This is a genomic window from Nocardia sp. CY15 (assembly GCF_009829295.1).
Classification (GTDB): Bacteria; Actinomycetota; Actinomycetes; order Mycobacteriales; family Mycobacteriaceae; genus Nocardia; species Nocardia sputi.
In genome coordinates, this window is sequence record NZ_VUOT01000004.1 from 15,934 (window position 1) to 41,432 (window position 25,499).

Annotated in this window: 23 protein-coding genes, 3 tRNA genes and 1 pseudogene; 10 read left to right on the forward strand and 17 right to left on the reverse strand. The window is 67.9% G+C overall.

The features are described from left to right. Positions 1–11 precede the first annotated feature (11 nt). Both GVY39_RS08000 and GVY39_RS08005 read left to right on the forward strand, forming a co-directional pair. Complete coding sequence (locus tag GVY39_RS08000) at positions 12–1,418, forward strand: amidohydrolase family protein (RefSeq protein ID WP_159922644.1); 1,407 nt, start codon at positions 12–14, stop codon at positions 1,416–1,418. Positions 1,419–1,424: 6 nt separating this feature from the next. Continuing rightward, positions 1,425–2,369: an antibiotic biosynthesis monooxygenase gene (locus tag GVY39_RS08005; RefSeq protein WP_159922642.1), complete on the forward strand. Its 945-nt coding sequence runs from the start codon at positions 1,425–1,427 to the stop codon at positions 2,367–2,369. Positions 2,370–2,374: 5 nt separating this feature from the next. On the opposite strand, the gene GVY39_RS08010 is transcribed toward GVY39_RS08005, so the two are convergent. From GVY39_RS08010 to GVY39_RS08025, 4 genes are all read right to left on the reverse strand, one after another. Next, on the reverse strand, positions 2,375–2,830 hold the full coding sequence (locus GVY39_RS08010) for a deaminase (RefSeq protein ID WP_159922640.1): 456 nt from the start codon (positions 2,828–2,830) through the stop codon (positions 2,375–2,377). A gap of 69 nt (positions 2,831–2,899) precedes the next feature. Then, positions 2,900–2,990 (reverse strand) — tRNA-Ser (locus tag GVY39_RS08015). Between the two features lie 50 nt (positions 2,991–3,040). Then, on the reverse strand, positions 3,041–3,475 hold the full coding sequence (locus GVY39_RS08020; protein ID WP_159922698.1) for a nucleoside deaminase: 435 nt from the start codon (positions 3,473–3,475) through the stop codon (positions 3,041–3,043). Between the two features lie 43 nt (positions 3,476–3,518). Next, positions 3,519–4,058 (reverse strand): tRNA adenosine deaminase-associated protein, encoded by a 540-nt coding sequence (locus tag GVY39_RS08025; RefSeq protein WP_159922638.1) that lies wholly within the window; start codon positions 4,056–4,058, stop codon positions 3,519–3,521. A 58-nt stretch (positions 4,059–4,116) separates the two neighbouring features. Here GVY39_RS08025 and GVY39_RS08030 point away from each other — a divergent pair, with 58 nt between their 5' ends. Then, complete coding sequence (locus GVY39_RS08030; protein WP_223520003.1) at positions 4,117–5,067, forward strand: prephenate dehydrogenase; 951 nt, start codon at positions 4,117–4,119, stop codon at positions 5,065–5,067. A gap of 22 nt (positions 5,068–5,089) precedes the next feature. Here the strand turns inward: GVY39_RS08030 and GVY39_RS08035 are convergent, their stop codons facing one another. From GVY39_RS08035 to GVY39_RS08055, 5 genes are all read right to left on the reverse strand, one after another. Continuing rightward, positions 5,090–5,704, reverse strand: a complete 615-nt coding sequence (locus GVY39_RS08035) for a putative glycolipid-binding domain-containing protein (RefSeq protein ID WP_159922634.1) — start codon at positions 5,702–5,704, stop codon at positions 5,090–5,092. A gap of 49 nt (positions 5,705–5,753) precedes the next feature. After that, positions 5,754–7,754, reverse strand: coding sequence for an ABC transporter ATP-binding protein (locus tag GVY39_RS08040; RefSeq protein ID WP_159922632.1), 2,001 nt, complete (start codon positions 7,752–7,754; stop codon positions 5,754–5,756). After that, complete coding sequence (locus GVY39_RS08045; RefSeq protein ID WP_223519999.1) at positions 7,751–9,562, reverse strand: ABC transporter ATP-binding protein; 1,812 nt, start codon at positions 9,560–9,562, stop codon at positions 7,751–7,753. Before GVY39_RS08045 ends, GVY39_RS08040 begins: the two co-directional genes overlap by 4 nt. 296 nt (positions 9,563–9,858) lie before the next feature. After that, on the reverse strand, positions 9,859–11,787 hold the full coding sequence (gene fadD32, locus GVY39_RS08050; protein WP_201295188.1) for a long-chain-fatty-acid--AMP ligase FadD32: 1,929 nt from the start codon (positions 11,785–11,787) through the stop codon (positions 9,859–9,861). 108 nt (positions 11,788–11,895) lie between these two features. Next, entirely contained in the window at positions 11,896–13,146 is a 1,251-nt protein-coding gene (locus GVY39_RS08055; RefSeq protein ID WP_159922694.1) for a KasA/KasB family beta-ketoacyl-ACP synthase, read from the reverse strand. Between the two features lie 327 nt (positions 13,147–13,473). Between GVY39_RS08055 and GVY39_RS08060 the strand changes: the two genes are divergently transcribed. The 5 genes from GVY39_RS08060 (at position 13,474) to GVY39_RS08080 (ending at position 17,277) form a co-directional block, all read left to right on the forward strand. Further along, positions 13,474–14,607: a DNA cytosine methyltransferase gene (locus GVY39_RS08060; RefSeq protein WP_195139662.1), complete on the forward strand. Its 1,134-nt coding sequence runs from the start codon at positions 13,474–13,476 to the stop codon at positions 14,605–14,607. Continuing rightward, on the forward strand, positions 14,604–15,032 hold the full coding sequence (locus tag GVY39_RS08065; protein ID WP_159922626.1) for a very short patch repair endonuclease: 429 nt from the start codon (positions 14,604–14,606) through the stop codon (positions 15,030–15,032). Before GVY39_RS08060 ends, GVY39_RS08065 begins: the two co-directional genes overlap by 4 nt. Before the next feature lie 222 nt (positions 15,033–15,254). After that, positions 15,255–15,953 (forward strand): DUF998 domain-containing protein, encoded by a 699-nt coding sequence (locus GVY39_RS08070; RefSeq protein ID WP_223519994.1) that lies wholly within the window; start codon positions 15,255–15,257, stop codon positions 15,951–15,953. Positions 15,954–16,087: 134 nt separating this feature from the next. After that, positions 16,088–16,480 carry a RidA family protein gene (locus GVY39_RS08075; RefSeq protein WP_159922624.1) on the forward strand — a complete coding sequence of 131 codons (393 nt, stop codon included), beginning with the start codon at positions 16,088–16,090 and terminating at the stop codon, positions 16,478–16,480. A 71-nt stretch (positions 16,481–16,551) separates the two neighbouring features. Further along, positions 16,552–17,277, forward strand: coding sequence for a maleylpyruvate isomerase family mycothiol-dependent enzyme (locus GVY39_RS08080; protein ID WP_159922622.1), 726 nt, complete (start codon positions 16,552–16,554; stop codon positions 17,275–17,277). Positions 17,278–17,324: 47 nt separating this feature from the next. Here GVY39_RS08080 and GVY39_RS08085 read toward each other — a convergent pair whose 3' ends face one another. From GVY39_RS08085 to GVY39_RS08105, 6 genes and pseudogenes are all read right to left on the reverse strand, one after another. Continuing rightward, a complete protein-coding gene (locus GVY39_RS08085) occupies positions 17,325–17,780 on the reverse strand; it encodes a DUF6228 family protein (RefSeq protein WP_159922620.1) in 456 nt (151 codons plus the stop codon). Positions 17,781–17,969: 189 nt separating this feature from the next. Beyond that, positions 17,970–19,073: an IS607 family element RNA-guided endonuclease TnpB gene (gene tnpB / locus GVY39_RS33845; protein ID WP_236565364.1), complete on the reverse strand. Its 1,104-nt coding sequence runs from the start codon at positions 19,071–19,073 to the stop codon at positions 17,970–17,972. Positions 19,074–19,258: 185 nt separating this feature from the next. Then, positions 19,259–19,351: pseudogene (locus GVY39_RS35220) on the reverse strand (hypothetical protein); the annotation flags it as partial. A gap of 171 nt (positions 19,352–19,522) precedes the next feature. After that, positions 19,523–19,595, reverse strand: a tRNA-Arg gene (locus GVY39_RS08095). Between the two features lie 34 nt (positions 19,596–19,629). Beyond that, positions 19,630–19,719, reverse strand: a tRNA-Ser gene (locus GVY39_RS08100). 88 nt (positions 19,720–19,807) lie between these two features. Next, entirely contained in the window at positions 19,808–20,515 is a 708-nt protein-coding gene (locus GVY39_RS08105) for a dienelactone hydrolase family protein (RefSeq protein WP_159922618.1), read from the reverse strand. Between the two features lie 117 nt (positions 20,516–20,632). Here GVY39_RS08105 and hisC point away from each other — a divergent pair, with 117 nt between their 5' ends. Then, entirely contained in the window at positions 20,633–21,706 is a 1,074-nt protein-coding gene (hisC, locus tag GVY39_RS08110) for a histidinol-phosphate transaminase (protein ID WP_159922616.1), read from the forward strand. On the opposite strand, the gene GVY39_RS08115 is transcribed toward hisC, so the two are convergent. Beyond that, on the reverse strand, positions 21,703–22,776 hold the full coding sequence (locus GVY39_RS08115) for an alpha/beta hydrolase family protein (RefSeq protein WP_159922614.1): 1,074 nt from the start codon (positions 22,774–22,776) through the stop codon (positions 21,703–21,705). The genes hisC and GVY39_RS08115 overlap by 4 nt on opposite strands. A gap of 71 nt (positions 22,777–22,847) precedes the next feature. Continuing rightward, on the reverse strand, positions 22,848–23,879 hold the full coding sequence (locus GVY39_RS08120; RefSeq protein WP_159922690.1) for a HoxN/HupN/NixA family nickel/cobalt transporter: 1,032 nt from the start codon (positions 23,877–23,879) through the stop codon (positions 22,848–22,850). A gap of 536 nt (positions 23,880–24,415) precedes the next feature. On the opposite strand from GVY39_RS08120, the gene GVY39_RS08125 reads away from it, so the two are divergent. Further along, positions 24,416–25,489, forward strand: a complete 1,074-nt coding sequence (locus GVY39_RS08125; RefSeq protein WP_159922688.1) for a nitric oxide synthase oxygenase — start codon at positions 24,416–24,418, stop codon at positions 25,487–25,489. Positions 25,490–25,499 lie beyond the last annotated feature (10 nt).

Here is a 25,499-nt window from a genome sequence, read left to right on the forward strand (position 1 = left end):
GTTCTCCTCGAATGGTGAGCCAAGTCCACTTGGGGCACATTTTTCACATCGCCGGCAGTCCTGCTGCCGACGATGTTCCGACCGCGCTGGTCGACGTGCCGGACGGGGCTCTGATAATCGACGTTCACGGCCGGGTCGCATTTTGTGGATCACGCTCCGATATCCCGGCCGAGTATCGCGTCGAAACAGTGTTCGATCATCGGCCCGGATTCCTGCTTCCCGGGTTCGTCGACACCCATGTTCATTTCCCCCAGACCTTCGCGGGTGACGCTTACGGCGGTGGCCAACTGCTGGAGTGGCTGGAATCGTGCATCTATCCCGCGGAATCCCGGTACGCCGACCCGGAATTCGCACGGTCGGCGGCCGCCGAATTCTGTACACGGCGCATCGCCGCGGGCACCACGGCGGCGATGGTCTTCGGCTCGGCGTTTCCACAGGCGCAGGACGCGCTGTTCACCGAGACGCGCAGGTGTGGTCTACGGATGGTCGGCGGGCGCGGTATCCAAACGACGGGAGAGCGCTCGGCGGCAGCCCTGATCACCACCGAGGACGACGCCATCCGGCTGACGAGCGAGGAGATCGACAAATGGCACGCGGCCGACACCGGTGACATGAACACCGCGCTGTTGCACGTGGCGATCGTGCCACGCTTTTCTCTGGCGGTGACTCGCCGGACCTTGGAAAACCTCGGCGAATTGTACGATTCGGTGCGCGGACGCGGCGTCTATTTCCACAGTCACCTCAACGAGAACAACCGTCCGGGAACCGGCGAAGTCGACGCCACCAAGCAGGCGTACGGCGTGGCCACCTATCTCGACACCTATGACGGCAAGTTCCTGCCCGGTTCCGCGGCAGGGGGCAAAAGCCTGCTGGGCAGGCGCAGCATCCTCGCCCACTGCGTGCACTGCCAGGACGTCGAGCTGCGGCGGATGGCCGAAACTGGCACGTCGGTCGCGCACTGTCCGGTGTCCCAGCAGTTCCTCGGCTCGGGCACCATGCCGTGGAAGCGGACGCTCGCCTCGGGAGTCACGGTGGCCGCGGGCACCGATTACGGCGGCGGCGACGAATGGCTGATTCCCCAGGTGCTGTCGGCCGCGTTCAAAGTGCACATTTCCGAACCGGGCGAGCACGGCGTCTCGATGCACCCGGCGGAAATGCTGTTCACCGGCACGCTGGCGGGCGCGCGTGCCTTGGATATGGAAAATCGGTTCGGGAATTTCGACGTCGGTAAGGAAGCCGATTTCGTCGTTGTCGAACCGGCGCGCGTTCCGGCGCTGGAAAGCATGCTGGCGCACGGCATTCGTTCCGAAGACCCCGCACTGGCCCGGGATCAGACGCTGTTCGCGTTGCTGATGGGCATCCGCGAGCCCGCGATCGCCGAGGTCTACGTGCAGGGTCGACGCATCGACGTCCTATAGCTTTCGATGACCGCCACCGCCGTCACGGTCTTTCACCGACTGGCGCACGACGCGGATTTCCGGGCGTGGTCGGCCAGGATGACCGAAATCGCCCGATGTGTAGACGGATTCGTGAACTCCTCTGTGTCGGTTACCGAACACCCGCTGTTCGAGCCGGGATTCAGCGTAACGTTCCGATCCGAGCCGTCGCTGCACGAATTCTTGGATTCGACCGAACGGGCGAGCGTCCTTTCCGAGGGCGAATCCCTCGGCTTCCACTGCAAGAGTGCGGATCTGATCATTGTCGAAGGCGAGTCACCGCCGCCCGGTATCGGCGTATTCCGGCACAACGTCGCGCCCGGCAAGGAAGCGGAATTCCAGGCGACCGAGGCGCGTCTCGTCGCCGCGAGTTCCAGGTTCCCGGGATTCGAAGGCGCCGCCTTGTTCCCGTCCGACGGAGGTCGGTGGTTTTCAGTGCTGCGCTTCCGCACGGCACGGCAGTTGTCGGAATGGATGCGCTCGGACGAACGCGCCGCCGCCTTGCCGGAATTGCGCTCGAAGCTGACCGAGGACTTCACCGTGGACGCGCACACCACGCCGTTCGGCTCTACGGTGCGAACGGTCGGCGGCGAGACCAGGATGACCCCGACGTGGAAGACCGCGATGCTGGTGTTGCTGGTGCTGTACCCGACGGTGATGGTGCTGTCGCGCTTCTTCGGGCCCGTGCTCGACCGGCTCGGTGCGCAACCGTGGCTGGCGTTGTGGCTGAGCCAGATCGTGAGCGTGGGCTTGATGAGCTATTTCCTGTCGCCTGCGGTCGCCACCTATTTCCGCCGGTGGCTCGATCCGGTCGACGGTGCGGGCCGCCGGATCAGCATCGCCGGGGCAGCGGTGATCATCGCGCTCTACGCGCTGACGCTGCTGCTGTTCGCGTCGGTGCGATGGTTGCAGTACTGGGACTACAACGACTGAACGGCTCAGGACAGGTCGAGATGGCGGTTCATGGACATCGCCGCCTCGGCCAGCTCGGGGAGCTCGAGCACGGTCACGCCCGCCTGCCGCAGCTTCTCCACACCGACGCAATTCACGACGAACGTGGACGGCTCACGCCACGCGATCACCACGACCGGGATGCGTGCCCGCAGTATCCGGTCGGTGCACGGCAACCGGTCCTTCGTCGCGCGTTCCGAGCAGGGTTCCAGCGTGCTGTAGAGCGTGGCCCGCCCCAGCCGCGGATCCTCCGAATCGAGCTTGCCGAGCGCGGCCTCCTCGGCGTGTTGCTTCGGGTCGGACTCGCGGGAGTAGCCGGTCGCGATCTCCGCCCCGTCGGCGACGATCACCGCACCCACCGAGAACGCGCCCTCGGCCACCGGGCACAGTCGCGCGAGCGCGATCGCCCGGTTCATCCAGTAGTGGTGGTCGGGCTCGGTCACCGGGACGACCTCCTTCAGCGGTCTATGCAGAAGAAAAGCCCCTCACCTGGGCGAACAGATGAAGGGCTGTGGCGGTGGCGGAGGGATTTGAACCCTCGGAGGGGGGTTACCCCTCACACGCTTTCGAGGCGTGCTCCTTAGGCCGCTCGGACACGCCACCGCCGACAACCATACCGGACCCTCGCCGGATCACTAAATCGCCAGGAGGCATCAGCGCTGGGTGCGGAAGAACGCGTCGAGCAGCGCCGCGCATTCGTCCTCCAGCACGCCGCCGCGCACCTGGGGCCGATGGTTGAGACGACGGTCACGCACCACGTCCCACAGCGACCCGACGGCGCCGGTTTTCGGCTCCCACGCACCGAAGACCAGACGGCCGACCCGCGCGAGCACCAGCGCGCCCGCGCACATGGTGCACGGCTCCAGCGTGACGGCGAGGGTCGCGCCCTCCAGCCGCCATCCGTCGCCGTGTACCGCGGCGGCACGGCGCAACGCCAAGATCTCCGCGTGCGCCGTCGGATCGCCGAGCGCTTCTCGCGCGTTCGCGGCGCGCGCGAGTTCCCTTCCGGTGGAGTCGAACACGACGGCGCCGACCGGCACGTCACGATCACCGGCGGCCGCCGCGGCGTCGATCGCGGCGCGCACCATTTCGGCGTCCGAAAGGCTCGGGCCGTCCGGTAGAACGCCCACGTCAGCGCGGCAGTTTGTCCAGCACCGCGGCGAGTTCGTCGGCGAAGCCGAGACGCTGGGCGATCATGCCGAGCTGCTCGTCCGGATAGAGCTCGGTCTCGGCGAGGATGACGCTCAGTACCGGTTCGGGCAGGCCGAGATCGGCCAGCACACCGAGGTCGCCCTCCTCCCACGGCTCGACGTCGTCCAGTTCGTCCGGGTCGATATCGGGGATTTCCACGTTGAGCGCCTCGAGCACGTCCGCGGCGATGTCGTAGTCGATCGCGGCCGTGGCGTCCGACACCAGCATCCGGGTCCCACTCGGCGCGGGTCTCAGCACGATGAAGAACTCGTCGTCGATGTCGAGTAAGCCGAACACCGCTCCGGAGCTGCGCAAAGCCTTCAGTTCGTTTTCCGCGGCGGACAAATCGGTGAGTGCGTCCCGGCTCAGCGGACTGCACCGCCATTTGCCTTCTTCGCGGACAACCGCCACTGCGAACCCTTCCACGTCGTCGTAATCGTCCGACGCCGCCCTGTTCGTGCCCGAGCGCTGTGCTGCCATGGCCGCAACGGTAGTCTGCTCGAGCTCAAATGTTGAAGTCGTATGCCAATCTGTTCCGGTGACTTCGGCGAAGAAAGCACCCGTATGCGTCCTCGGGACCGGTTTGATCGGTGGGTCGCTGTTGCGCGCGGCCGTCGCCGCGGGTTACGACGGCTGGGGATACAACCGCTCAGCGACGGGGGCGCAGGCCGCGCGCGCCGACGGGTTCGATGTCACCGAGGACTTGCCCGCCGCGCTGCGCCGCGCCGCGGAGACCGACGCGCTGATCGTCGTCGCGGTGCCGATGCCCGCGGTGGACCACATGCTCTCCGCGATCGCGACCTACGCGCCGGACTGCGCGCTCACCGATGTGGTGAGCGTCAAGGCGCCGGTCGCGGCCGCCGTGCGCGCCCGCGGTCTCGCCGACCGGTACGTCGGCGGTCACCCCATGGCGGGCACCTCCGAATCGGGGTGGGCCGCCACCGATCCCGCGTTGTTCCGCGATGCCGTGTGGGCCGTCGGCGTGGACGAGGGCACGAAGGTCGACCCGTGGACCCGCGTGGTGCGCCTGGCGCTGGATTGTGGCTCGGTGGTCGTACCGGTGGTGGCCGCGGAGCACGACCGCGCCGTCGCGCGCATCTCCCATCTGCCGCATGTGCTGGCGGAGGCACTGGCGCTGGCGGGCGCCGCGGGGGGTGATCTCGCGCTGGGACTCGCGGCCGGGTCGTTCCGGGACGGCACCCGGGTCGCGGGTACCGCCCCCGATCTGGTTCGCGCCATCTGCGAACCGAATTCGGCCGCGTTGCTGGAAGTGCTGGACGAAACCCTCACGGTCCTCGGCGACGCGCGCGACAGCCTGCGCGAGGAACAGTCCCTCGCGGATCTGGTCGAGGCCGGGCACGACGCGCGACGACGCTACGACTCCGCGCGGCGCCGGCCGATCACGGACATCCGACCGGGCGAGCGGGATTGGCTGGAAGACCTGCGGGCGGCAGGCGAGCGCGGTGGCGTCATCACTCAGCTGAGTTGACCTTCCGCCCACCGGCGCCGCCTCAGATCCGCTCGGCCAGGCCCGGGTAGTCCAGGAGGAAACCGTCCGCGTCCACCGTGACCGTCGCGCTGGAGACCGGCGACAGCACGCTGATGCCGCCGGCGGCGCTGCTGTAGATCAGCGTGGCCTCCTGCACGAGCAGGTCGGGCAGGCGCACATAGACCACCGGGACCTGGACTTCCTCGACCGCGTGCTGCAGGTCGTAGCGACGGATCGGCAGGGTGTTGAAGAACGGGCTGAGCACCACGTCCACGTCGAGTGCCCCGGCGAAGGTGGAGCGGACGTGGTTGCCGCCCGCGTCGACGAGCCAGTAGTTCTCCTCGTCGCGGGCGATCGAGGCGTGCCGCTCACCGGCGGCGGTCGTGGTACGCAGGGACAGTCGTTTGGTCGCGCCGTTCTCGTCGGTGACCAGGTCGTAGGAGGCGCTGAACGCGGGGTGGTCCGCGCTCGCGCCGCCGATCATGCGCCCGGCGGCGCGGATGCGGTTGCCGTTGAGTTGCACCCGCACCGACTCCATCCGCGTCGCGTCGTGGGCGCGCCAGGTGAGGATCGCCGGCCACCGGGATTCCTGCGGGCTCGCGGCGGGGCGCTCGGGGTCGGAGGCTGGGGTCGTCACGTATCTACCGTAAGCGACACCCGGCCCCGGCCCGCACAACCGTCGCTGATCACACGAGCGACTCCCGCCAGGCGGCGTGCAGGTCGGCGAACCGGCCGGTCCCCGCGATCAGGGCTTCCGGCGCGCCGTCCTCGACGATCCGGCCGGACTCGAGCACCAGCACCCGGTCGGCGATCGCCACCGTGGACAACCGGTGGGCGATGATCACCGCCGTGCGCCCGCGCAGCACGGTCTCCAGCGCCCGCTGCACCAGCCGTTCACTGGGGATGTCCAGGCTCGAGGTGGCCTCGTCCAGCACGATCACGGCGGGATCGGCCAGGAACACCCGTGCGAACGCGACCAGCTGCCGCTGCCCGGCCGAGAGCCTGCCGCCGCGCTTGCGCACGTCGGTGGCGAAGCCCTCGGGCAGCGCCTGCACGAAGTCGTACAGACCGACCGCGCGCGCCGCGGCGTACACCTCCGCGTCGGTGGCCGTGGGCCTGCCCAGCCGGATGTTGTCGGCCACCGAACCGGAGAACAAGTAGGACTCCTGGGTGACCATCACCACGTTGCGGCGCAGGTCGGCGTCGGAGAGATCACGCAGGTCGACGCCGTCCAGGGTGACCACGCCGCCGGACGGGTCGTAGAACCGCGTCAGCAACTTCGCCAGTGTCGACTTGCCCGCCCCGGTCGCACCCACCAGCGCGATCACCTGCCCGGCGGGAATGTCCAGGGTGAACTCCGGCAGCACCGGTCGCGTGCGGCGGTCGGACTTGCCGAAGATTCCCGAGTCCGAGTCCGACGGCACCGCCTCGGCGTCTTCCCCCGCCTTCGGCGCCCCGGCCGAGGCATGACCGGTATCGCCACCACCGGAATCGGCCGTGGGCGCGCTTCCGTAGCCGAACCACACCTTCTCCATCCGCACCGCGCCGGACGCCTTGTCCAACGCCACCGGGTGCGCGGGCTCGGGCACCGACGGCTCCTCCTCGAGCACACCCGAGATCTTCTCCAGCGCGGCGGCCGCGGACTGGTAGGCGTTGAACACCTGCGCGAGTTGGTCCAGCGGACCGTAGAACTCGTTGAGGTACAGCAGGTAGGCCGCGAGCACGCCGACCGCGAGGTCACCCTCGATCACCCGCCAGGCGCCGACCACGATGACGGTCACCGTGGTCAGGTTGCCGAGCAGTTTGGTCAGGCCCGCGTAGTCACCCATGCCGCGCATGGCCGCGGTGGTGGCCTGGCGGTATTCCGCGTCCTCGACCGCGAGCACCGACTCGTTGCGCTGCTCCCGGCGGAACGCCTGCACCGCCCGCATGCCGCCCATCGACTCGACGAACTGCACGACCACCTTGGCGATCGCGCCGCGCGTGCGGCGATAGCCCGCCCGCTGCCTGCGCTGCGCCCAGCGGGTGACCACCACCAGCGGGACGAAACCGGCCAGCACGATCGCGGCGAGCGCCTGGTCGAGATAGATCAGCAGCACCGCGATGGTCAGCACCGACAGGATCGCGCTGAGCGCCTGGTTGAGCGCGCTCTCCAGCAGTTCCTGCAAGGTCTCGATGTCACCGGTCAGCCGCGCGACCACCTTGCCCGAGGTGTACTTCTCGTGGAAGGCCACGCTGAGTCGCTGCATGTGCGTGAACGAACGCACGCGCAGATCGAACAGCACGCTCTGGCTGAGCCTGCCGGACACGCGCAGGAAGGTGAACGTGCTGACCACGTTCAGCAGGACCGAGCCGAGGTAGCCGGTCACGGTCCAGGCCAACGGCGCCCAGTTCCCCTCGGCACCGCGCGCGATGCCGGTGTCCAGCGCGTAGGCGACGAACAGCGGCGCCGACACCATCGCGGCGTTGTCCAGCACGATGAGCAACAGCCCGAGCGCGGCCAGCTTGCGGTAGGGCCGGACCAGATCGAGCAGCAGGCGCCGGGAACGACCGGCCAGCACCAAGTTGCCGGTCTGGGTGACCTCCTTGTCCTCGCTCGCGATGCCGCGCCAGTCCCCCGCCTCGTCCGCGCGTGCGGGATCACTCTGCGGAGTGACGTCTTCCGTGTCGACCGCCGTGGTACTCATCGCTGCTCACCTCCCATGAGTTCTCGGTAGTTCCTGCTGGTACGCAGAAGATGCTCGTGGGTTCCCTCGGCGACGATCCGGCCGTCGGCGAGCACCGCCACCCGGTCGGCCAGCGCCGCCGTGGACGGACGATGCGCGACCAGCAGCGTCGTCGCATGGGCCAGCACGGTGCGCAGGCGTTCCTGCACCCGCTCCTCGGTCTCCACGTCCAGGGCGGACAGCGGGTCGTCGAGCACCATGATCCGGCTGCGCTCGCCCGCACCGGTGAGCACCGCGCGAGCCAGCGCCAGTCGCTGCCGCTGGCCGCCGGACAAGCTCAGGCCCTGCTCGCCGATCCTCGTGTTCAGGCCCCAGGGCAGGTCGTCCACGAACTCGGTGGCCTGCGCGACATCCAGCGCGCGGCGCACGTCGGCGTCCGTGGCCGCTGGGTCGCCGAGCGCGACGTTCTCCCGCACACTCGCGGAGAACAGCACCGGGTCCTCGAACGCGACCGACACCAGCGAGCGCAGGCCGGCGACTCGCATCGCCGCGATGTCGATGCCATCGATGGTGATGGCGCCACCCGTCACGTCGTACAGGCGTGGGATCAGGTTCAGCAGTGCGGTCTTGCCGCTACCCGTCGCACCGACCAGCGCCACCGTCTCACCGGGACGCACTCGCAGCGACACGCCCCGCAGTACCTCGCCTTCGGCCTCCGGAAAAGCGAAATGCACTTCGTCCAAACATAATTCGCCGCGAATATGCTCGGGCGGATCCACCGGGTCGGCCGGGTCGGTGATATCGACCGGGGTGTCGATGATCTCCCAGTACCGATCGGCAGCGGTACGCGCGTCGTTCAGCTCGGCGAGCAGGAAGCCGGTCCAGATGATCGGCCACTGCAGGAAGGTCGCCAGCGTGATGCCCGCGATCAAGGTGCCCAGCGTCATCGTGCCGTGCGCCACCGCGTAACCGCCGTAGCCGAGGGCGAACGCGATGGCCAGCTGCGGCAGGCTCACCATGCTCGACCACAGCGTCGCGTCCAGGCGGGCTTTCAGCAACTCGGTCTGCCGCAGCTCGTGCGCCTGGGCGGTGAAACGGCGGCCGAAGTACACGCCCCGCCCGAACGCCTTGAGCACCCGCACGCCCTGCGCGGACTCCTCGGCCGTGGTGGCCAGGTCGCCGGACTGGTCCTGCGATCGCCGCGAAGCCAGCGAATACCGGCGCTCGAAGCGAATGCAGATGGCGGCCAACGGAATCGAGATCACCACGAAGATCAGGCCGATCTGCGGGCTCAGCGCGATCAACACGAGCAGGCCGACCGGGATGATCACGGTGTGGATGAGCAAGAACGGCCCCGCGAAGGAGACGAACCGGCGCAGGGTGGCCAGATCGTCGATCGCACGCGACAGCAACTGCCCCGACTCCCACGCGTCGTGCCTGCCGATCGCCAGCGCCTGCAGCTTGCGAAAGATCCCGGCGCGCAGAGTGATCTCGAATCGAGTGGCTGGAGCGGCGATCAACCAGCGGCGTCCCCACACGCCGGCCGCCTCCAGCAGGCCGAGCACCAGGACGACGGCCACCGGCCCGAGCGCGCCCGCGAAATCACGATGTGCGACCGGGCCATCGATGATCCGCGCGATCATCAGCGGAATCACCACGGCGGTCAGGCCGGCCAGCAGTGCGAGTCCGCTGGCGGCGAGCAGGATGCCGACGTGCGGACGCAGGTACGGCCAGAATCGGCGCAGTGAGTGCAGGCGGCCCGTGGCGGCGGGCCGCCGCGTTCTGTCGACCTCCGGTTCGGCCGACGAAACGTGCAGCGCGACAGACAAAACTCCCCCTCGAGGTATGTGACTGGCGGCAGAGAGCGGGACCTCCGGTGATGTTGGCATCGGAGTCCGACATTCCAGGGTCGCACCGCGGCGTGCCTCGACCAACCGATTTTCCGGCTGCCGCCGGACATCCGCGCTCGTCGAGGCGCCGGGTTCGACACTCATTCACCAAGCCAACAACCTCGAGCGAGCTCGAGGTCAAGCCGCGCGGATCTACACCCGGTCGTGTGCTGATCGTCGCTGGTCACCGACCCCGACCGCTACCGCGAGGTGGTGTCGTTCCCCCCGTTCCGGTTCTAGTTCACGACCACGCTCTCGGACTCCCACTCCTGCGGCGCGTCCGGGAACGCTTGCTGCTGATGACCGCCGCGCAGCGTCCCTTCCAGATAGGCCGCCCGGCAGGCGCGGCGGGCGATCTTGCCGCTGGAGGTGCGCGGGATCGAGCCCGCGGGCACCAGCAGCACGTCCCGGACCATGACGCCGTGACGGCGCGCGATCGCGGCGCGCACGGTGTCGGCGACCGGCTCCGACTCGAGCTTGCCCGCACGGGTGTTGCGCTCCGCGACGATCACCAACTGCTCGGAGGTGTCCTCGGCGTCGAACGTCAGACCGGAGTGGCTGCCCTGCTCGAAGACCAGCGCGGGCAATTCGTTGGCAGGCACCGAGAACGCCGCGACGAAGCCGGGGCGCAGCGCCGTGCTGCATTCCTGGGCCGAGAACTCCAGATCCTGCGGATAGTGGTTGCGGCCGTCCACGATGACCAAGTCCTTGACCCGGCCGGTGATGTACAGCTCGCCGTCGAGATACGCGCCGAAATCGCCGGTGCGCATCCAGTTGGCGTCCTGCGGCGTGCCCTCCGCGTGACTGCCCTCCGGCAGCCGCTCGGCCAATTTCGCGCGGAAAGTGGCCTTCGTCTCCTCGGGACGCCCCCAGTAACCGATGCCCATGTTCTCGCCGTGCAGCCAGATCTCGCCGACCTCACCGTCGCGTCGCTCGGTGCCGTGCTCCGGGTCGACGATCACCGCCCACTGTGACCGCGCTACATAACCGCAGGACACCTGCGCGATCGCGTTGTCGGCGTCCGGCGCGACCTCGACCATCCGCCCCGCGTTCAGCTCGGCTCGATCGACATGCACGACCTTCGCCTTGTCCTCGGCCTTGGTGGCGGAGACGAACACCGTCGCCTCGGCCATGCCGTAGCACGGCTTGATCGCCGTCTCCGGCAATCCGTACGGCGCGAACGCGTCGTTGAATTTCTTCATCGACGACACCGAAACCGGTTCGCTGCCGTTGATCAGCCCGATCACATTGGAGAGGTCCAATTCCTCGCCGGGCTTGGGCTTGCCGCGCGCTGCGGCGTGCTCGAACGCGAAATTGGGTGCGGCGGCGAAGGTTCCAGCGCCGTCGGAGGCCGCGGCAAGTTCTTTGATCCAGCGGTAGGGCCGGCGTACGAACGCGCTCGGCGACATGATCGTGATGAATCCACCGCCGACGGTCGGCAGAATCACCGCGAGCAGGCCCATGTCGTGGAACAGCGGCAGCCAGGTGACTCCGCGCGAGTTCTCCGTGACGCCGATGGCGTCGATCATCTGCAGCAGATTCGTGCCCACCGCGCGGTGGGTGATCTCCACACCCGCGGGCGTCCGGGTGGATCCCGACGTGTACTGCAGGTAGGCGACGCTGTCGATGTCGATGTTCGGGCGCACCCAGGAGACGCCGACACTGTCCGGGATCGCCTCCACCGCGATGATGCGCGGCCGCTCCGGCGGCGGCAGGTGCCGGAAGAACTTCCGCACACCGCCTGCCGCGGAACCCGTCGTGAGGATCACGGCGGGTTTGCAGTCACCGAGCACCGCGTGCAAGCGATCGGTGTGACCCTGTTCCTCCGGATCGAACAACGGAACCGCGATATTGCCCGCGTACACCGCGGCGAAGAGCGAGACGACATAGTCGAGCCCTTGCGGGGCGAGAACCGCCACCCGGTCCCCCGGCTGCGTGACCTGCTGCAACCGGGCCGCCACCGCGCGCAGGCGCACACCGAACTGCTGCCAGGTGAGTTCGTGGTATTCGCCGTCCTGTTCCCTGGAGTAGTCGATGAAGCGGTAGGCGAGGCCATCGCCGTTCTCGGTGCTGTGCTTGTCGACGAAGTCGATCAGGGTCCTGTTCCCGCGGATTTCGATCTTGCCCTGATCGTTCAGAAAGTCGTCGAAGGTTTCGTCGATCATCGCCTTATCCTTTTCCAGCGCACAGACACTCGGGCCGTGCAATGACACCGAACACAGGTCGATAACGAAGCGTCGGGAAGGCTAGCAGGTGTCCCGGCCACCTGGCGGTCAGTACCGGCCGAAGGCGAGCGCTACATTGTGCCCGCCGAATCCGAAGGAGTTGTTCAGGGCGTAATCGATACGGCCGGGCCGGGCCGCGCCGTGCACCACGTCCAGCTCGATCTGCGGATCCTGATTGTCCAGATTCAGCGTGGGCGGCACGATCTCGTCCCGCACGCTGAGCACCGTGATCACCGATTCGAGCGCGCCGACCGCGCCGATGGAATGACCGAGGGCCGATTTCGGCGCGTAGACCGACGCATGGTCGCCCACCGCCTGGTGGATCGCGCGCGCCTCCGCCGTATCGCCGATCGGCGTGGCTGTCGCGTGCGCGTTGACGTGCGTGATGTCGCCCTTGGCCAGACCGGCCGTCCGCATCGCCCGCGTCATCGCGCGCGCGGCGCCGACGCCCTCGGGGTCGGGCGCGACCAGATGGAAGCCGTCGGAGGTGACGCCCGCGCCCATCAGCCGGGCGTGAATGGTCGCGCCGCGCGCCTTGGCGTGCTCCTCGGTCTCCAGCACCATCAGCGCGCCCGCCTCGCCGAACACGAAACCGTCGCGGTCGGCGTCGAACGGACGCGAAGCGCTCTTCGGCGCGTCGTTGCGGGTGCTCATGGCGCGCATCATGGTGAACGCCGCGATCGCGATGGCCTGGATCGAACCCTCGACGCCGCCGGTGACCACCACGTCGGCGTCACCCATGACGATCATCCGCCACGCGTTGGCGATCGCCTCCGCGCCGGACGAACAGGCCGACACCGGCGTCGACACCCCCGCGCGGGCACCGAGTTCCAGCGCGACGCATGCCGCGGCGCCGTTGGGCATCATGGCCTGGACGGTGTACGGCGAAACCTTGCGGTAGCCCCCGTTGTGCAGCTTGTCCCGAGCGTGGATGAGCGCCTCGGGTCCGCCGAGCCCGGTGCCGATGGACACCCCGAGACGGTGCTTGTCCACTTCGGGGCTGCCCGCGTTGCGCCAGACCTCGCGCCCGAGCACGATGGCCAGCTGCTCCACGTAGGCGAGCTTGCGGCGCTCGTCCGGGTCCAGGTACGCGGTGGGCGGCACCTTCAGATGCCCGCCGATGCGCACCGGCAGCTCGAATTGGTCGATGAAATCGTCATCCAGGGTGTCGATGCCGCTGTCGCCATTGAGCAGGCCCTTCCATGTGGAGTCCACGTCGGCCGCCAGAGACGTGGTCGCCGCCAGGCTGGTGACCACAACGGAGGGGAATTGTCCGTTCCTGCTGGAAGGCAAAGGCATGTTTTCGCTCACTTTCCCTAGCGTCGCTCTGGAACTTCGTCGAGCAAAAGCAATGCGCGAGCGCGCCACCAGGATCGTGGGCGGCCCGCGGTGGAACGCAGGCGGATCGACCGGTCATCACGTCCTGTGCGACCACCCCTGTGCATTATTGGAAAAACGCACCGATCGCACCGCGTGACACGCGGACCGTACCAGGTGCCGGGGACGATGGTCCCGATGTTCGGGGATCGCCCCGGGCCGACTCGAGTAACCTGCTCCCCGGGCACGGGACGCGTGGGGGCGTCCGGTGTGGACGCGAGAAAGGGAAGGTCGTTGACGGGCGTGCGGATGGTCGGGCTGTTCGCCGGGATCGGCGGACTCGAGCTCGGCCTCGGCAGGCACGGCTGGCACACCGAGCTGCTGTGCGAGATCGAGCCCGGCGCCCAAGGCGTGCTCGCCGCCCGATTCCCGGACGTGCCGCTGCATTCCGACATCACCCGGCTGCGCGCCATCCCGGCGAGGACGGAACTGGTCGCGGCGGGATTTCCGTGCCAGGACCTCTCCCAGGCGGGACGAACCGCCGGAATCACCGGCACGCGCTCGAGTCTGGTCGACGAAGTATTCCGGCTGGTGCGCCGCAAGCGCGGCCCACGCTGGCTGCTGATCGAGAACGTGCCGTTCATGCTGCAGCTGGGCCGCGGCGCAGCCATGCGGCACATCACCGGCGCGCTCGACGAACTCGGCTACACCTGGGCCTACCGGGTGGTGGACGCCCGCGCGTTCGGCCTGCCCCAGCGCAGACAGCGAGTGCTCATGCTGGCCTCCCGCACCGAGGACCCGCGCGGCGTGCTGTTCGGTGAAGACGCCGGTCCACGGACTGTTGGCGATCCCGCGTTCGACCCGTGCGGCTTCTACTGGACCGAGGGGGTGCGCGGCCTCGGCTGGGCGGTGAACGCGGTGCCGACGCTGAAGGGCGGCTCCGCGCTCGGCATCGCCAGCCCGCCCGCGGTGCGGCTGCCGTCCGGGGAGATCGTCACGCCCGGCATCGCCGACGCCGAACGCCTCCAGGGCTTCGACGCGGGCTGGACGGCGCCCGCGACCGACGTGCCGGGTGTGCGGAAGGGCCACCGCTGGAAGCTGGTCGGCAACGCGGTGAGCGTTCGGATGGCGTCCTGGGTGGGGGCGCGGCTGGCCGCTCCGCTCGATCCGATCCCCGGCGATCAGCCGCTGGCTCCGGGAACGCCGTGGCCGGTCGCCGCGTGGGGTCACAACGGTGCGGCTTATCGCGTGCCCGTCTCCACCTGGCCGGTGCACGAGCCCTACGAGGACCTGACCCACTTCCTCACCGACGCGCAGTTGCTCTCCGCCCGTGCGACAGCCGGATTCCTGCGCCGGACCACCATGGGCAGTCTGCGTTTTCCGCCCGGATTCCTCGCCGACGTGGAGAGCCATCTGGACCGGATGGGCGGTTGGGCGGCATGACCCAGCGGCCCGCTACCGACGCCGCCACCAGCGCCCGGATGGCGCGCCAGCGGCGCACCGGCACCGATCCCGAACTCGCGCTGCGCCGGGAACTGCACCGCCGCGGGCTGCGCTACTACGTCGACCGCGCACCGATCCGCGGGCAGCGACGACGCGCCGACCTGGTGTTCCCGCGCCGGCGAGTCGTCGTCTATGTGGACGGCTGCTTCTGGCACCGCTGCCCGCAGCACGCCACCGATCCGAAGAACAACGCCGACTGGTGGGCGGCCAAACTGGCCGGAAACGTGGCCAGGGATCGAGCCACCGACGCCGCGCTGATCGCGGCGGGATGGCACGTGATCCGCGTCTGGGAGCACGAGGATCCCGTCAGCGCGGCCGACCGCGTCCAAGCCGCGCTGTCAGCGGCGTCGCACCCGCACGAGTGAACGTGGAGCGTGGGCGGCCAGGTAGCCGGACACCACCATCACCGTCATGACCGCGATTCCGGCGGCGGCGGCGGTCGCGAAGCCGAGCATGGGGAACCTCCTCGAGTTGCAGCTGTCGTCCAGCGTGCCGGGCGAAGCTGACAAGACCCTGTGTGCCGGATGGTAATGACGTGTGCGGCCCGCCGCTGCCCGGCGCGCTCGAACACGCCGCACAATGGAAACGTGGCGGGTGGCTCGCAGACCTCCGTTCGGCGTATCCGACCGGCATCGGTGCTGGTCGCGGCCGCGATCGCACTCGCTGGGCTCTGCTATTCGTCCTGGGTCCTCCAATTCGCGCTGAAAATCGACCTCGACCCCCTCGACTCCTTCCTCAGCGAACTCGACGCGGAGGGCAAGCCGTACCGGGAGGTGTTCGCGACCGCGGACCTGATCGTGGGCGCATCGCTCATGCCCGCGGCCATCGCGGGGCTCCTGTCGTTTCCCCGACGCGGGTTGACCACCGTCGGCTGGATCGCGCTGTTCTGCTTCGGCGCGGCGACCATCGCCGACGCCCTGCTGCCGCTGCGCGACTGCACTCCCGGCGAGAGCGGGTGCGGCGGCCCGAGTGAACTGTTCCCGCAACTGCACCAGCCGCACGCACTGACGAGCACACTGGCCGTCACCTCGATCGCGGTCGCGGCGTTCACCTTCGACCTGGCCGCGTTCCGCTACCGGCGATTTCGGGTGCTACGCGAATTCGGCCTGGTGGTGTTGGTGATCGGGTCGCTGGCGACGGTGTGGATGCTGGTGGCCGACAACCTGCCCGGCAACCACGCCCTCGGGATCGCGCAGCGCATTCAGGTGGGCGCGATGTCGCTGTGGTTGATCGCGCTGGCCGCGGCGGTCGTCGTGGAAGAACGGGAGCGGACCGAACCGGGCTGATACCTACCCATTGCCGCACATCGTGTGGCAACATGTCGGCCACCCTCGCGGCCAGCGGAGCGTTGCGGTATTCGGAGCGGGCCGGTGACCTCGGTGGATACGGGAACGCGAGGCGGCGTGCGATGCTTTCGCCCATGAGCGATCGCGTGAACATCTCCTCGGGTTCGGAGTTCGAAGACATCGTCGGCTACTCGCGGGCGGTCCGGCTCGGCAATGTCATCGCGGTCAGCGGGACCACCGCTTCGGCCCCCGGCGGCACGGCGGTCGGCGGCGACGACATCGGCGAGCAGACCAGGGAAACGCTGCGGCGCATCGGCTCCGCCTTGGAAGAGGCGGGTGCGAGCCTGGCCGACGTGGTGCGCACCCGCATCTTCGTCACCGATATCGCACGCTGGCCCGAGGTCGCCAAGGCGCACGCCGAGGTGTTCGGCGAGATCCGTCCCGCGACGGCCATGTACGAGATCAAGGCTTTGATCACCCCGGCCCTGCTGGTCGAGATCGAAGCCGACGCGATCGTCGGCGGGTAGTCCGCCCCTCCTCTGCGAACCCGGCCTGTCGTCGGCGGCGGACCGGGTTCTCCCTCGCTATGGTCGAAACCGTGACCACCGCCGCCTCACAGACCCCCGTGCAACTCGACACCGTCGCCGAGGCGACCGCCCGCCTGCTCGACACCATCCGCGGCCTCGATGAGCACGCCGTCACCGGCCCCTCCGCACTGCCCGGCTGGACCCGCGGCCACGTCCTTGCTCATCTCGCCCGCAACGCCGACAGCTTGGTGAACCTGCTGCTGTGGGCGCACACTGACGTCGAGATCCCGCAATACGCCAGCGCTTTCCTGCGCGACCACGACATCGAGGCGGGCGCGGCCCGTCCGCTCACCGAGCATCTGGCCGACAACGAGGCCGCCGCCACCCGCTTCCTCGCCCTCGCACGCTCGCTCACCGACGACGCTTGGCGAGCGCAAGTCCGCACCCGCCAGGGCCGGCCGATCCCGGCGACCGAAATCCTGTGGATGCGTCTGCAAGAGGTCGAAATCCACCACGTCGACCTGAACGCGAACTACCACCCCTCCGACTGGCCGTCCTCCTTCGTCACCCGCATCCTCTCCCAAGTCACCGCCGACCTCACCCGCCTCACCGCAGACACCCCCCTCGAGCCGTTCACCCTGCGCGCCATGGACTCCGACTACACCGCCACCATCGGAAGCTCCCCCGCCACCCACACCATCTCAGGCCCGTCCTCGTCCCTCGCCGCGTGGTTGATCGGCCGCAGCACCGGTTCGGATCTGACCGGCGACCTGCCGAGCCTGCCCGCCTGGAAGTAGATCCCGCACCGCCGGCTACGAAGGGTTGTTCCGATGCACCGAGTGGCTCATCGACCCATCGGTTGGGTTGACGAGGGTCGAAGGAACCGATGGACCGAGTCGGCGAGTCGGCGCATCTCCTCGCCTGCTTCCAGCGCCGTGACCACGGTTGCGGTCCAGCTGTCCGGGCGCGAGCAGCTGCGTGGGCTCAACGTCCAGGTCATCTCGACGTAGCCACGCGGATCGTGCTGCGCATCGACTCGCAGATCGTGATCCAGGCTTTCCCAGCTCTGAACCCCCTGCCAGCCAGCGAACTCCGACGCCAGCCCGTCCAGGAACAGCGGTAGGGAGCCGCCCCCATAGAAATCGACAGTGAGCCCATGAACCGCGGCACGCATCTGATCGCCGGAGAATTCGGCACACAACGCCACGACATCGTCCCCATAGGGCGCGACACGGTTCCAGAGCCTGACTCTGTTTCCCGGATCGGGACAGACCAACTCCACGGCCTGCCCGGCTTCCACCGACTCCGAGTCGAATTCGCAGCCCACGGACTCAGGCTAGCTCCGAGAACTGCTCGGCGAGGATGGCGTCTGACCAGCGTTCCCGGACAAGCTGTAAACGTGACGGCCTTGGCCCGAAGGGATTCGAACCGTTGCCGTCGGATGTCATCGGACATGCAGACGGCAGTCGCGTGATTACTCACACGACGTTCACCTCGCCAGGTGAGGCGTTCCCGTGGCAATATCCTCCGCCGACCGTGCGACCGGGCTTACGCGGATTTCCAGCAGGCTCGTTTTCCGTCGCCCCGCAACTCGGGGAGGACGTCGCGTCGCCAAACCGGCCAGGTTTCGCGCAGCGTTGCGATCGCGATCGATCACCAGACCGCAGTGCTCACATCGAAACTCGCGCTCGCTGAGACGCAGCTTGGCTTTCACCGCACCACAGCGAGGGTTGGAGCAGGTTTTCGATGATGGGTACCAGCGGTCGGCGACGACGAGTGTTCCTACGTTCCATCGAACCTTGTAGTCCAGCTGCCGCCTTAATTCACCCCACCCCGCGTCGGCGATAGAGCCGGCCAAACGGCGGTTACGCACCATTCCGGCGATATTCAGATTCTCTACGACGATCGTCCCGTAGCGGGCGGTGAGCGCGGTCGTCAGTTTGTGCAGTCCATCAACTCGTGCCCGCACTACCCTCGCGTGCAACCTCGCGATCCGGCGATTGGTGGATCGCAATCGCTTCGATGGCTCGTCGCGCGAATCCGAGCTCGCCGCAAGACGGCGGCGAGCGGCCTGGCGTTGCAACCTCCGTAACTTTTTCCGGGCCTTGTCGAGATGCTTGGGGTTCGGCAGCATCCCCTCTCTGTCGGTCAATCCGCGTACAGGCTCGGAAAGCACCGCTAGATGCTTTACTCCGAGATCCACGCCCACTACGGCATCCGGGCGACCAGCCTTGTTCGCCGATCGCTCCACCTCCACGGAGAACGATACGAACCAACGTCCATGTCGCGAAGACACGGTGGCCGAGCGAATTCGTGCAGTGCCGTCATCGAGTCGGCGTGCGAGCTTCCGGGTCGATTCGCAGGTCCGCACAATGCCGATCCGGGGAAGCTTCACGTGGCGTCGGTCAGCGGCGGCCAGCCCCATCGCCCCGGTGGTGAATCGACACGATGCGCCGGTTCTCCGACCTTTGAATCGCGGAAAGCGGACACGTGCGCCACGGCGTTCCCCGCACGGGACGAGGACCAGTTGGTGAGGGCAGTCGACAGATTCGCTATGCCGCTGGAATACGCTTCCTTCGAGTTCTCCCGCCACCAGGGAGCGACTTCGCCCTTTACCTGGTTCCAGCGTTTACGCAGCTCATAGGCCGACCATCCCACCGCTGGCGTCAGCTCGCTTTCTGCGATGCCGTAGGAACGCTCCGCCGCTCGCTGCCGAAGGTTCACGCTAACCAGGTCAAGCGCCCAGTTGAACGCGAATCGCTGCGCCCCGCAGTGGGAGAGCAACATTGCCACCTGACTGGGGGTCGGATTCAAAGCGAAGCGATATGCCTGCACTACATGTACGACCAGCACGTCACCGCTGACACTCATACGCCGCCCCCGTATAGCGATATCCGATTACGCCCCCGAACTCGTTCCCCTACCTTCGCGTCTGGGTCCCACTGCCGCGGAGTCGCCCCGCTGGCAAGCTCCCGCCCACGCTCCAACGTAATGAGAATTGCACCGAGGCTCCCGGCGTGACCGCCGAAAGCCTCAGTTCGGTGCGCCCGGAGAGACTCGAACTCCCAACCTTCTGATCCGTAGTCAGATGCTCTATCCGTTGAGCTACGGGCGCATGTGTTATTCAGTTGTACCCGGTTTCCCGGGCGTGGCGGAGGCGAGAGGATTTGAACCTCCGGTCCCCGTGAAGGGACAACTCATTAGCAGTGAGTCCCATTCGGCCGCTCTGGCACGCCTCCTGGAGCCTTCTCTTCGAGGGCACCGGTCCTTTCGAACCGCCGAGCCCAAAGGTTACAGCAGCTACCGTTCAGATCACAAAACGGCTGGTCAGCGCAGGTTGCTGTCGAACCAGTCGAAGATTCTGGTCTGCGAATCGACGGTCTCCATGTCCTCGTCCGCCTCGGGGGTGTCGGCGCGGTGGTGCAGGCCGGGGTAGGTGACGACCAGGCTGGCGACCGCGGCGCGGGCGGTCGCGTCACGCAACTGGTCGACCTGGGCGGGCGGGGTGGCCGGGTCGTCGACGCCGAACAGGCCGAGCCACGGCGCCTGTAGGTGGGGAGCGGCGCGCACCAAGGCGTCGGCCTGGTCGGTGAGCGGCTCGATGATGCCGGGCGAGGCTACGCTCACCGCGGCGCCGATCGGACGATTGGTCGCGACGAGGAACGCGGCGGTGCCCGCGGAGTCGAAACCGAGCACGCCGATGGTGTCGGGAAACACCCCGCGCCGGGTGAGCCAGTCGAAGCAGGCGTCGAAGTCTTCGAACAGCTCGTCGCCGAAGACCCCGCCGCCCGCCTGGCCGTCCTCGCGATGGAAGAGTTTGGGTGCGACCACCGTCCATCCCTCGCCGGCCAGTGCGTTCATCAGGTCGCGTAACGCGCCGGTGAACTCGCCGGACTCGTGCAGCAGCACGATTCCGCCACGGGCATTTCCTTCCGGCTCCACCACCGTGATGGGCACCTGCCCACCGCTGGTCGGCCGCACTTCTTCCCGGTCGCTACCCCGCAGCGGGGCCATATCGTCGTAGGTGCCCGACATGAAACCAGCCTAGGGCGAGTTGCTGATCTTCGGTAGAAATTGCACGTGAGGGCCTATCGCCCAGAGATTTTCCGGTAGGCCGATCAGGCCTTCCACGGCACGGATTAGGGTTGGAGTGTGACAGCGCAGATCCGGCCGGACCTCGAATCGATCCCGGCGTACACCCCCGGCCGCAGCAATCCCGGCGCGGTCAAATTGGCCAGCAACGAGACGACCGTCGGTCCGCTGCCCGCCGCCGCGAAAGCCATCGCCGAGGCGGCCGAGCTGGCCAACCGGTATCCGGACAACCAGGTCACCGAGCTGCGCACGGCGCTGGCCGAGTTCCTGGGGGTCGGCTTCGACAATATCGCGGTCGGGTGCGGCAGCGTCGCGCTGTGCCAGGAGCTGGTGCAGATCACCTGCGCGTCGCCGTCCGACGAGGTGCTGTTCGCGTGGCGCTCGTTCGAGGCGTACCCGATCGTGACGAAGGTGGGCAACGCCACCGCCGTGCAGGTACCGCTCACACCCGGCCAGGTCCACGATCTGGACGCGCTGGCCGCCGCCGTCACCGAGCGGACCAAGTTGATCTTCGTCTGCAACCCGAACAATCCCACCGGCACCGCCGTCGGCAAGGCGGCGCTGGTCCGGTTCCTGGACGCGGTGCCGTCGCACGTGCTGGTGGTGCTGGACGAGGCGTACTACGAATACATCCGGCTGGCGGACCGCCCTGACGGCGTCGAGCTCGGCCGGACCAGGCCCAATGTGGTTGTGCTGCGCACCTTCTCCAAGGCGTACGGCCTGGCCGGGCTGCGAGTGGGCTACGCGGTGGGCGACCCGGCCGTGATCACGGCCCTACTGAAGGTGCACATCCCGTTCAGCGTGAACCGGCTCGCGCAGGCGGCGGCGATCGCGTCGCTGGAGGCCCGTCACGAGCTGCTGGATCGCACCGACCTTCTGGTCGCCGAACGCGCGCGCGTGCGCGACGCGCTGGTGACGGCGGGCTATCCGGTGCCGCCGAGCGAGGCGAATTTCGTCTGGCTGCCGCTGGGCGCGCGCAGCGCCGAGTTCGGCGAGGCGAGCGCGACGGCCGGCGTGCTGGTGCGGCCGTACGGAACCGACGGGGTGCGTGTCACCATCGGTGACCCGCACGAGAACGACCTGTTCCTGAGCTTCGCCGGTGCGCCGGATGTGCTCGCGCGGTTTCTGGGTTAACGAACGCCGATCGCGGGCGCGATCGTGGGCCACGAGAGGGCCAGCTCGTCCTCCCAGTACGGCCAGGAGTGCGTACCGGTGGCCCGGAAATGCGCGGTGACCGGAATGTCGAGGGACCGCAGTCGATCGGTGAGCCGCCTGGTGCAGGCGTTGGTCGCGGCCTCCAGCGGCCCGCCGAACGTGATGGCGCTGGGAAGGTCGACGTTCGGGTTGCCCGGCACGTCGTGCACGCCGGGCAGGCCGCTGCCGACCGAAAGATAGATCGTCTTGCCGCGCAGCGCGTCCGCGTGCAGGGTGACGTCGTGCGCGAGCCAGGCCGGATCGTCCTGCTTGCCGAACATGTTGTCCGGCTCGCCCATGTAGGTGGCGACCACGGCGCGCGCCTGCGCCTGGCCGATGTCGGTGCCCATCGAGAAGCAGCCGCTGTGCGCCGCGATCGCGGTGTAGAGCGCCGGTTGCCGGAACGCCAGCATCATCGCCGCCTCCGCGCCCATCGAGACGCCCATGACGGCGTTGGTGCCGTTGCCGTCGAACTCCGCGTCGATCAGCGGAGGCAGCTCCTTGGTCAGGAACGTCTCCCACTTGTTCGTGCCGAGCACCGGGTCGGGCTGCTGCCAGTCGGTGTAGAAGCTGGCGGGACCGCCGACGGTGAGCACGACGTTGACGTCCTTGTCCGCGTAGAAGCGGTCGGCGTGCCCGAGTTCGGTCCAGTTGTTGCTGTCGGGGCTCGCGCTGCGGCCGTCGAGCATGTACACGGTCGGACGCGGGCGCGACTGGTCGCGCGGCAGCAGAACTTGCACTTCGACCACCCGGCTCATCGCGGGCGAGGCGACGTAGACCCGTAGCCACCGATCGTGGATCGGTTCGATGCGCTCGATCCGCGCGATGGAGGGTCGCTTGGTGGTCGGCTCGGCCGGGCCGGGACCGTCGGAGGACCCACTGTTCACCGGCGGCGGTTTCCCGGGGACCGCCGTTACCTGGGAAGCACCCAATCCCACCGCACCGGAGACAAGTGCGGCGCTTATCAGGGCGCTGGAGACCCAACGCCGCACCGCGCGCCGAGACAGCATGCGACCCATCCTGCCAGAGCCCCCGCAGGTGGGACGACAGCCGTCGCCCTGGCGGGGCACGCGTGTGGCGCTCATCGCGCGGCCAGTCCGTCCTGCCAGCGTCGCTCCACTCCGGCGAATCGCCAGACCGCGACGGCGACCGCCCAGGTGAGCACGAACAGCCCCACGATGATGTAGCCGAGATCACCCAGGTCCAGATTCCCGACCCAGGCAACCACACCCGACTCTACTTCGAGTTTCTCGGCGAAGATGGAGACGATTTCCTGCCCTCCGATCAACAGCGCGACCGCGACCGACAGGCCGGTGATCACCAGGTTGTAGTAGATCTTGCGCACCGGCCGAGCGAAGGCCCAGTCGTAGGCGTAGCTCATGAACGACCCGTCCAGCGAATCGAACAGCGCCATGCCCGCCGAGAACAACACGGGCAGCACCAGAATCGAGTACCAGGGCAGCCCGGTCGCCGCGGCACCGCCCGCGATCACCAGCAGCCCGACTTCGGTGACGGTGTCGAAACCGAGGCCGAACAGCACGCCCACCGGATACATGTGCCGCGGCTCGCGGACGAGACCGATCACCGGCCGCAGCACCCGGTTGAGCAGGCCACGGCTGTCCAGCTGTCGTTCCAGCTGCGCCTCGTCGTACTCGCCGAGGCGCATCTGCTGGAACACCCGCCAGATGCCTACCAGCGAGGCCAGATTCAGCAGGCCGATCAGGATCAGGAACGCACTTGACACGCCGGTTCCCCACAGGCCCGTCCAGCGTTGCAGGGCGGAGTCCTCATCCTCCAACCCGGACGCCAGCGCCCGCACGCCGAAGGCGAGCAAAGCCACCAGTACGAAAACTACGGTGGAATGGCCGAGCGCGAACCAGAAACCGACGGTCTGGACCTTTTGTTTCCCACTCTCCGCCACGAGCTTTCGCGTGGTGTTGTCGATCGCGGCGATATGGTCGGCGTCGAACGCGTGCCGCATGCCGAGCGTGTACGCCGTCACTCCCAGGCCGACGCCGAATACCGAACCACCGATCACATAGTGGCCCGGCACGACGAACAGCAGAAGCGTCCCCCAGCCGAGGATATGAAGCACGACGACGGTGATCGCCATACCGATGACACTGCGCACGAGCGAACCCCTCAACCCTCGAAAAGCAGATCGGGTCAACGATACTGGACACCGCCGATTCGGGCCCGCTTCTTCTGACGACCCAGCAAATCCAGCAAATCCAGCAAATCATGGCACACCGTCAGCACACTCGCCGTACGCTGTGCGGCGAGCCTCCTCCGGGTATCGAACTAGGACGGGCATGATCGCGCATCCATACCATCAGCACCGAGGTCATCGCAGTATGCCGTGGTGTCCGAAGTGGACCGTCCGCCCGGTTTCCAGTCGTGGACATCGCGCCGGTATTCGAGTAAGTCCCGTTCCGAGGCTATTTTCTGGCATCCGTTCCGAGTGCCGTCGTGGGCCACCTGCCGCGAATCGTTGCCGCCCGCGCTTCCGCGCGAATTCTCTGCTCGACTCGCCTGTTTCATCGCAGCACCAATGCCCGACCGGAGAAAATCGTGAATCCAGTGTCACCCGTCTCCTCGATCGAGAACGAATCGCACACAGAACCTTTCATCCCCGATCTGCGACGCCGCATGCGGGAGTGCGACGAGTTCTTCCGGCTGCCCGAACTGGCGCACTTGAGCGCTCAGCGCAGGCGTGGCGCGCTCGAGCAGCTCGAACAGACCGGCGCCTATCTGCAGACCGCCGAGGAGATCCTGATCGGAGCCAAACTCGCCTGGCGAAATCACGCGCGCTGCGTCGGCCGGAAACATTGGCGCTCCCTCAAATTGCTCGACGCCCGCCGCGTGCGCTCGGCCCGCGAGCTGGCCGAGGTCTGCTGGCAGCACCTGCACATGGCCACCAACGGCGGCGCCATCCAGTCGATGATCACCGTCGGCCCGCCGCGGCAACCGGACGGCCGCGAGTTCCGCATCGTCAGCCCGCAGATCATCCGATACGCGGGCTATCGCAACGGGGATGGCACGGTCACCGGCGACGCCGCCAATATCGAGCTCACCGAATTCGCCGTGCAGCTCGGGTGGCAGGGGGCCGGAACGCCTTTCGACATCCTTCCGTTGCTGATCAGCACGCCGGACGAGCCGGTCCGCTGGTTCGAGATCCCGCCCGAGCTCGCACGCGAGGTGGAACTCGAGCACCCGGAGTTCGAGTGGTTCGCCGGTCTCGGACTGCGCTGGCACGCGCTGCCCGCGGTGTCGAACATGAATCTCGAGGTCGGCGGCATGACGTACCCGTTCGCGCCGTTCAACGGCTGGTATCTGGGCGCGGAGATCGGCGCGCGCAATCTCAGCGACGCCAACCGCTACAACATGCTCCCGCTGATCGCGGAGATGATGTGCCTGGACACCAGGGCCGAGCGCAATCTCTGGCGCGATCAGGCCCTGGTCGAGCTCAACCGCGCGGTGCTCTACAGCTTCCGCAAGGCGGGCGTGTACATCGTCGACCACCACACCGTCGCCAAGCAGTTCTGCGATCACGTCAAGCGCGAGGAGGCCGCGGGCCGCGCCTGCCCCACCGACTGGTCCTGGATCAACCCGCCGATCTCATCCGGGCTGACCCCGACCTTCCACCGCTACTACGACCCGCCCGACCTGGACATCCGGCCGAACTTCGTCCGCAGGGATTTCGATGCCGACATAGGGCTGTGACCACATTGCT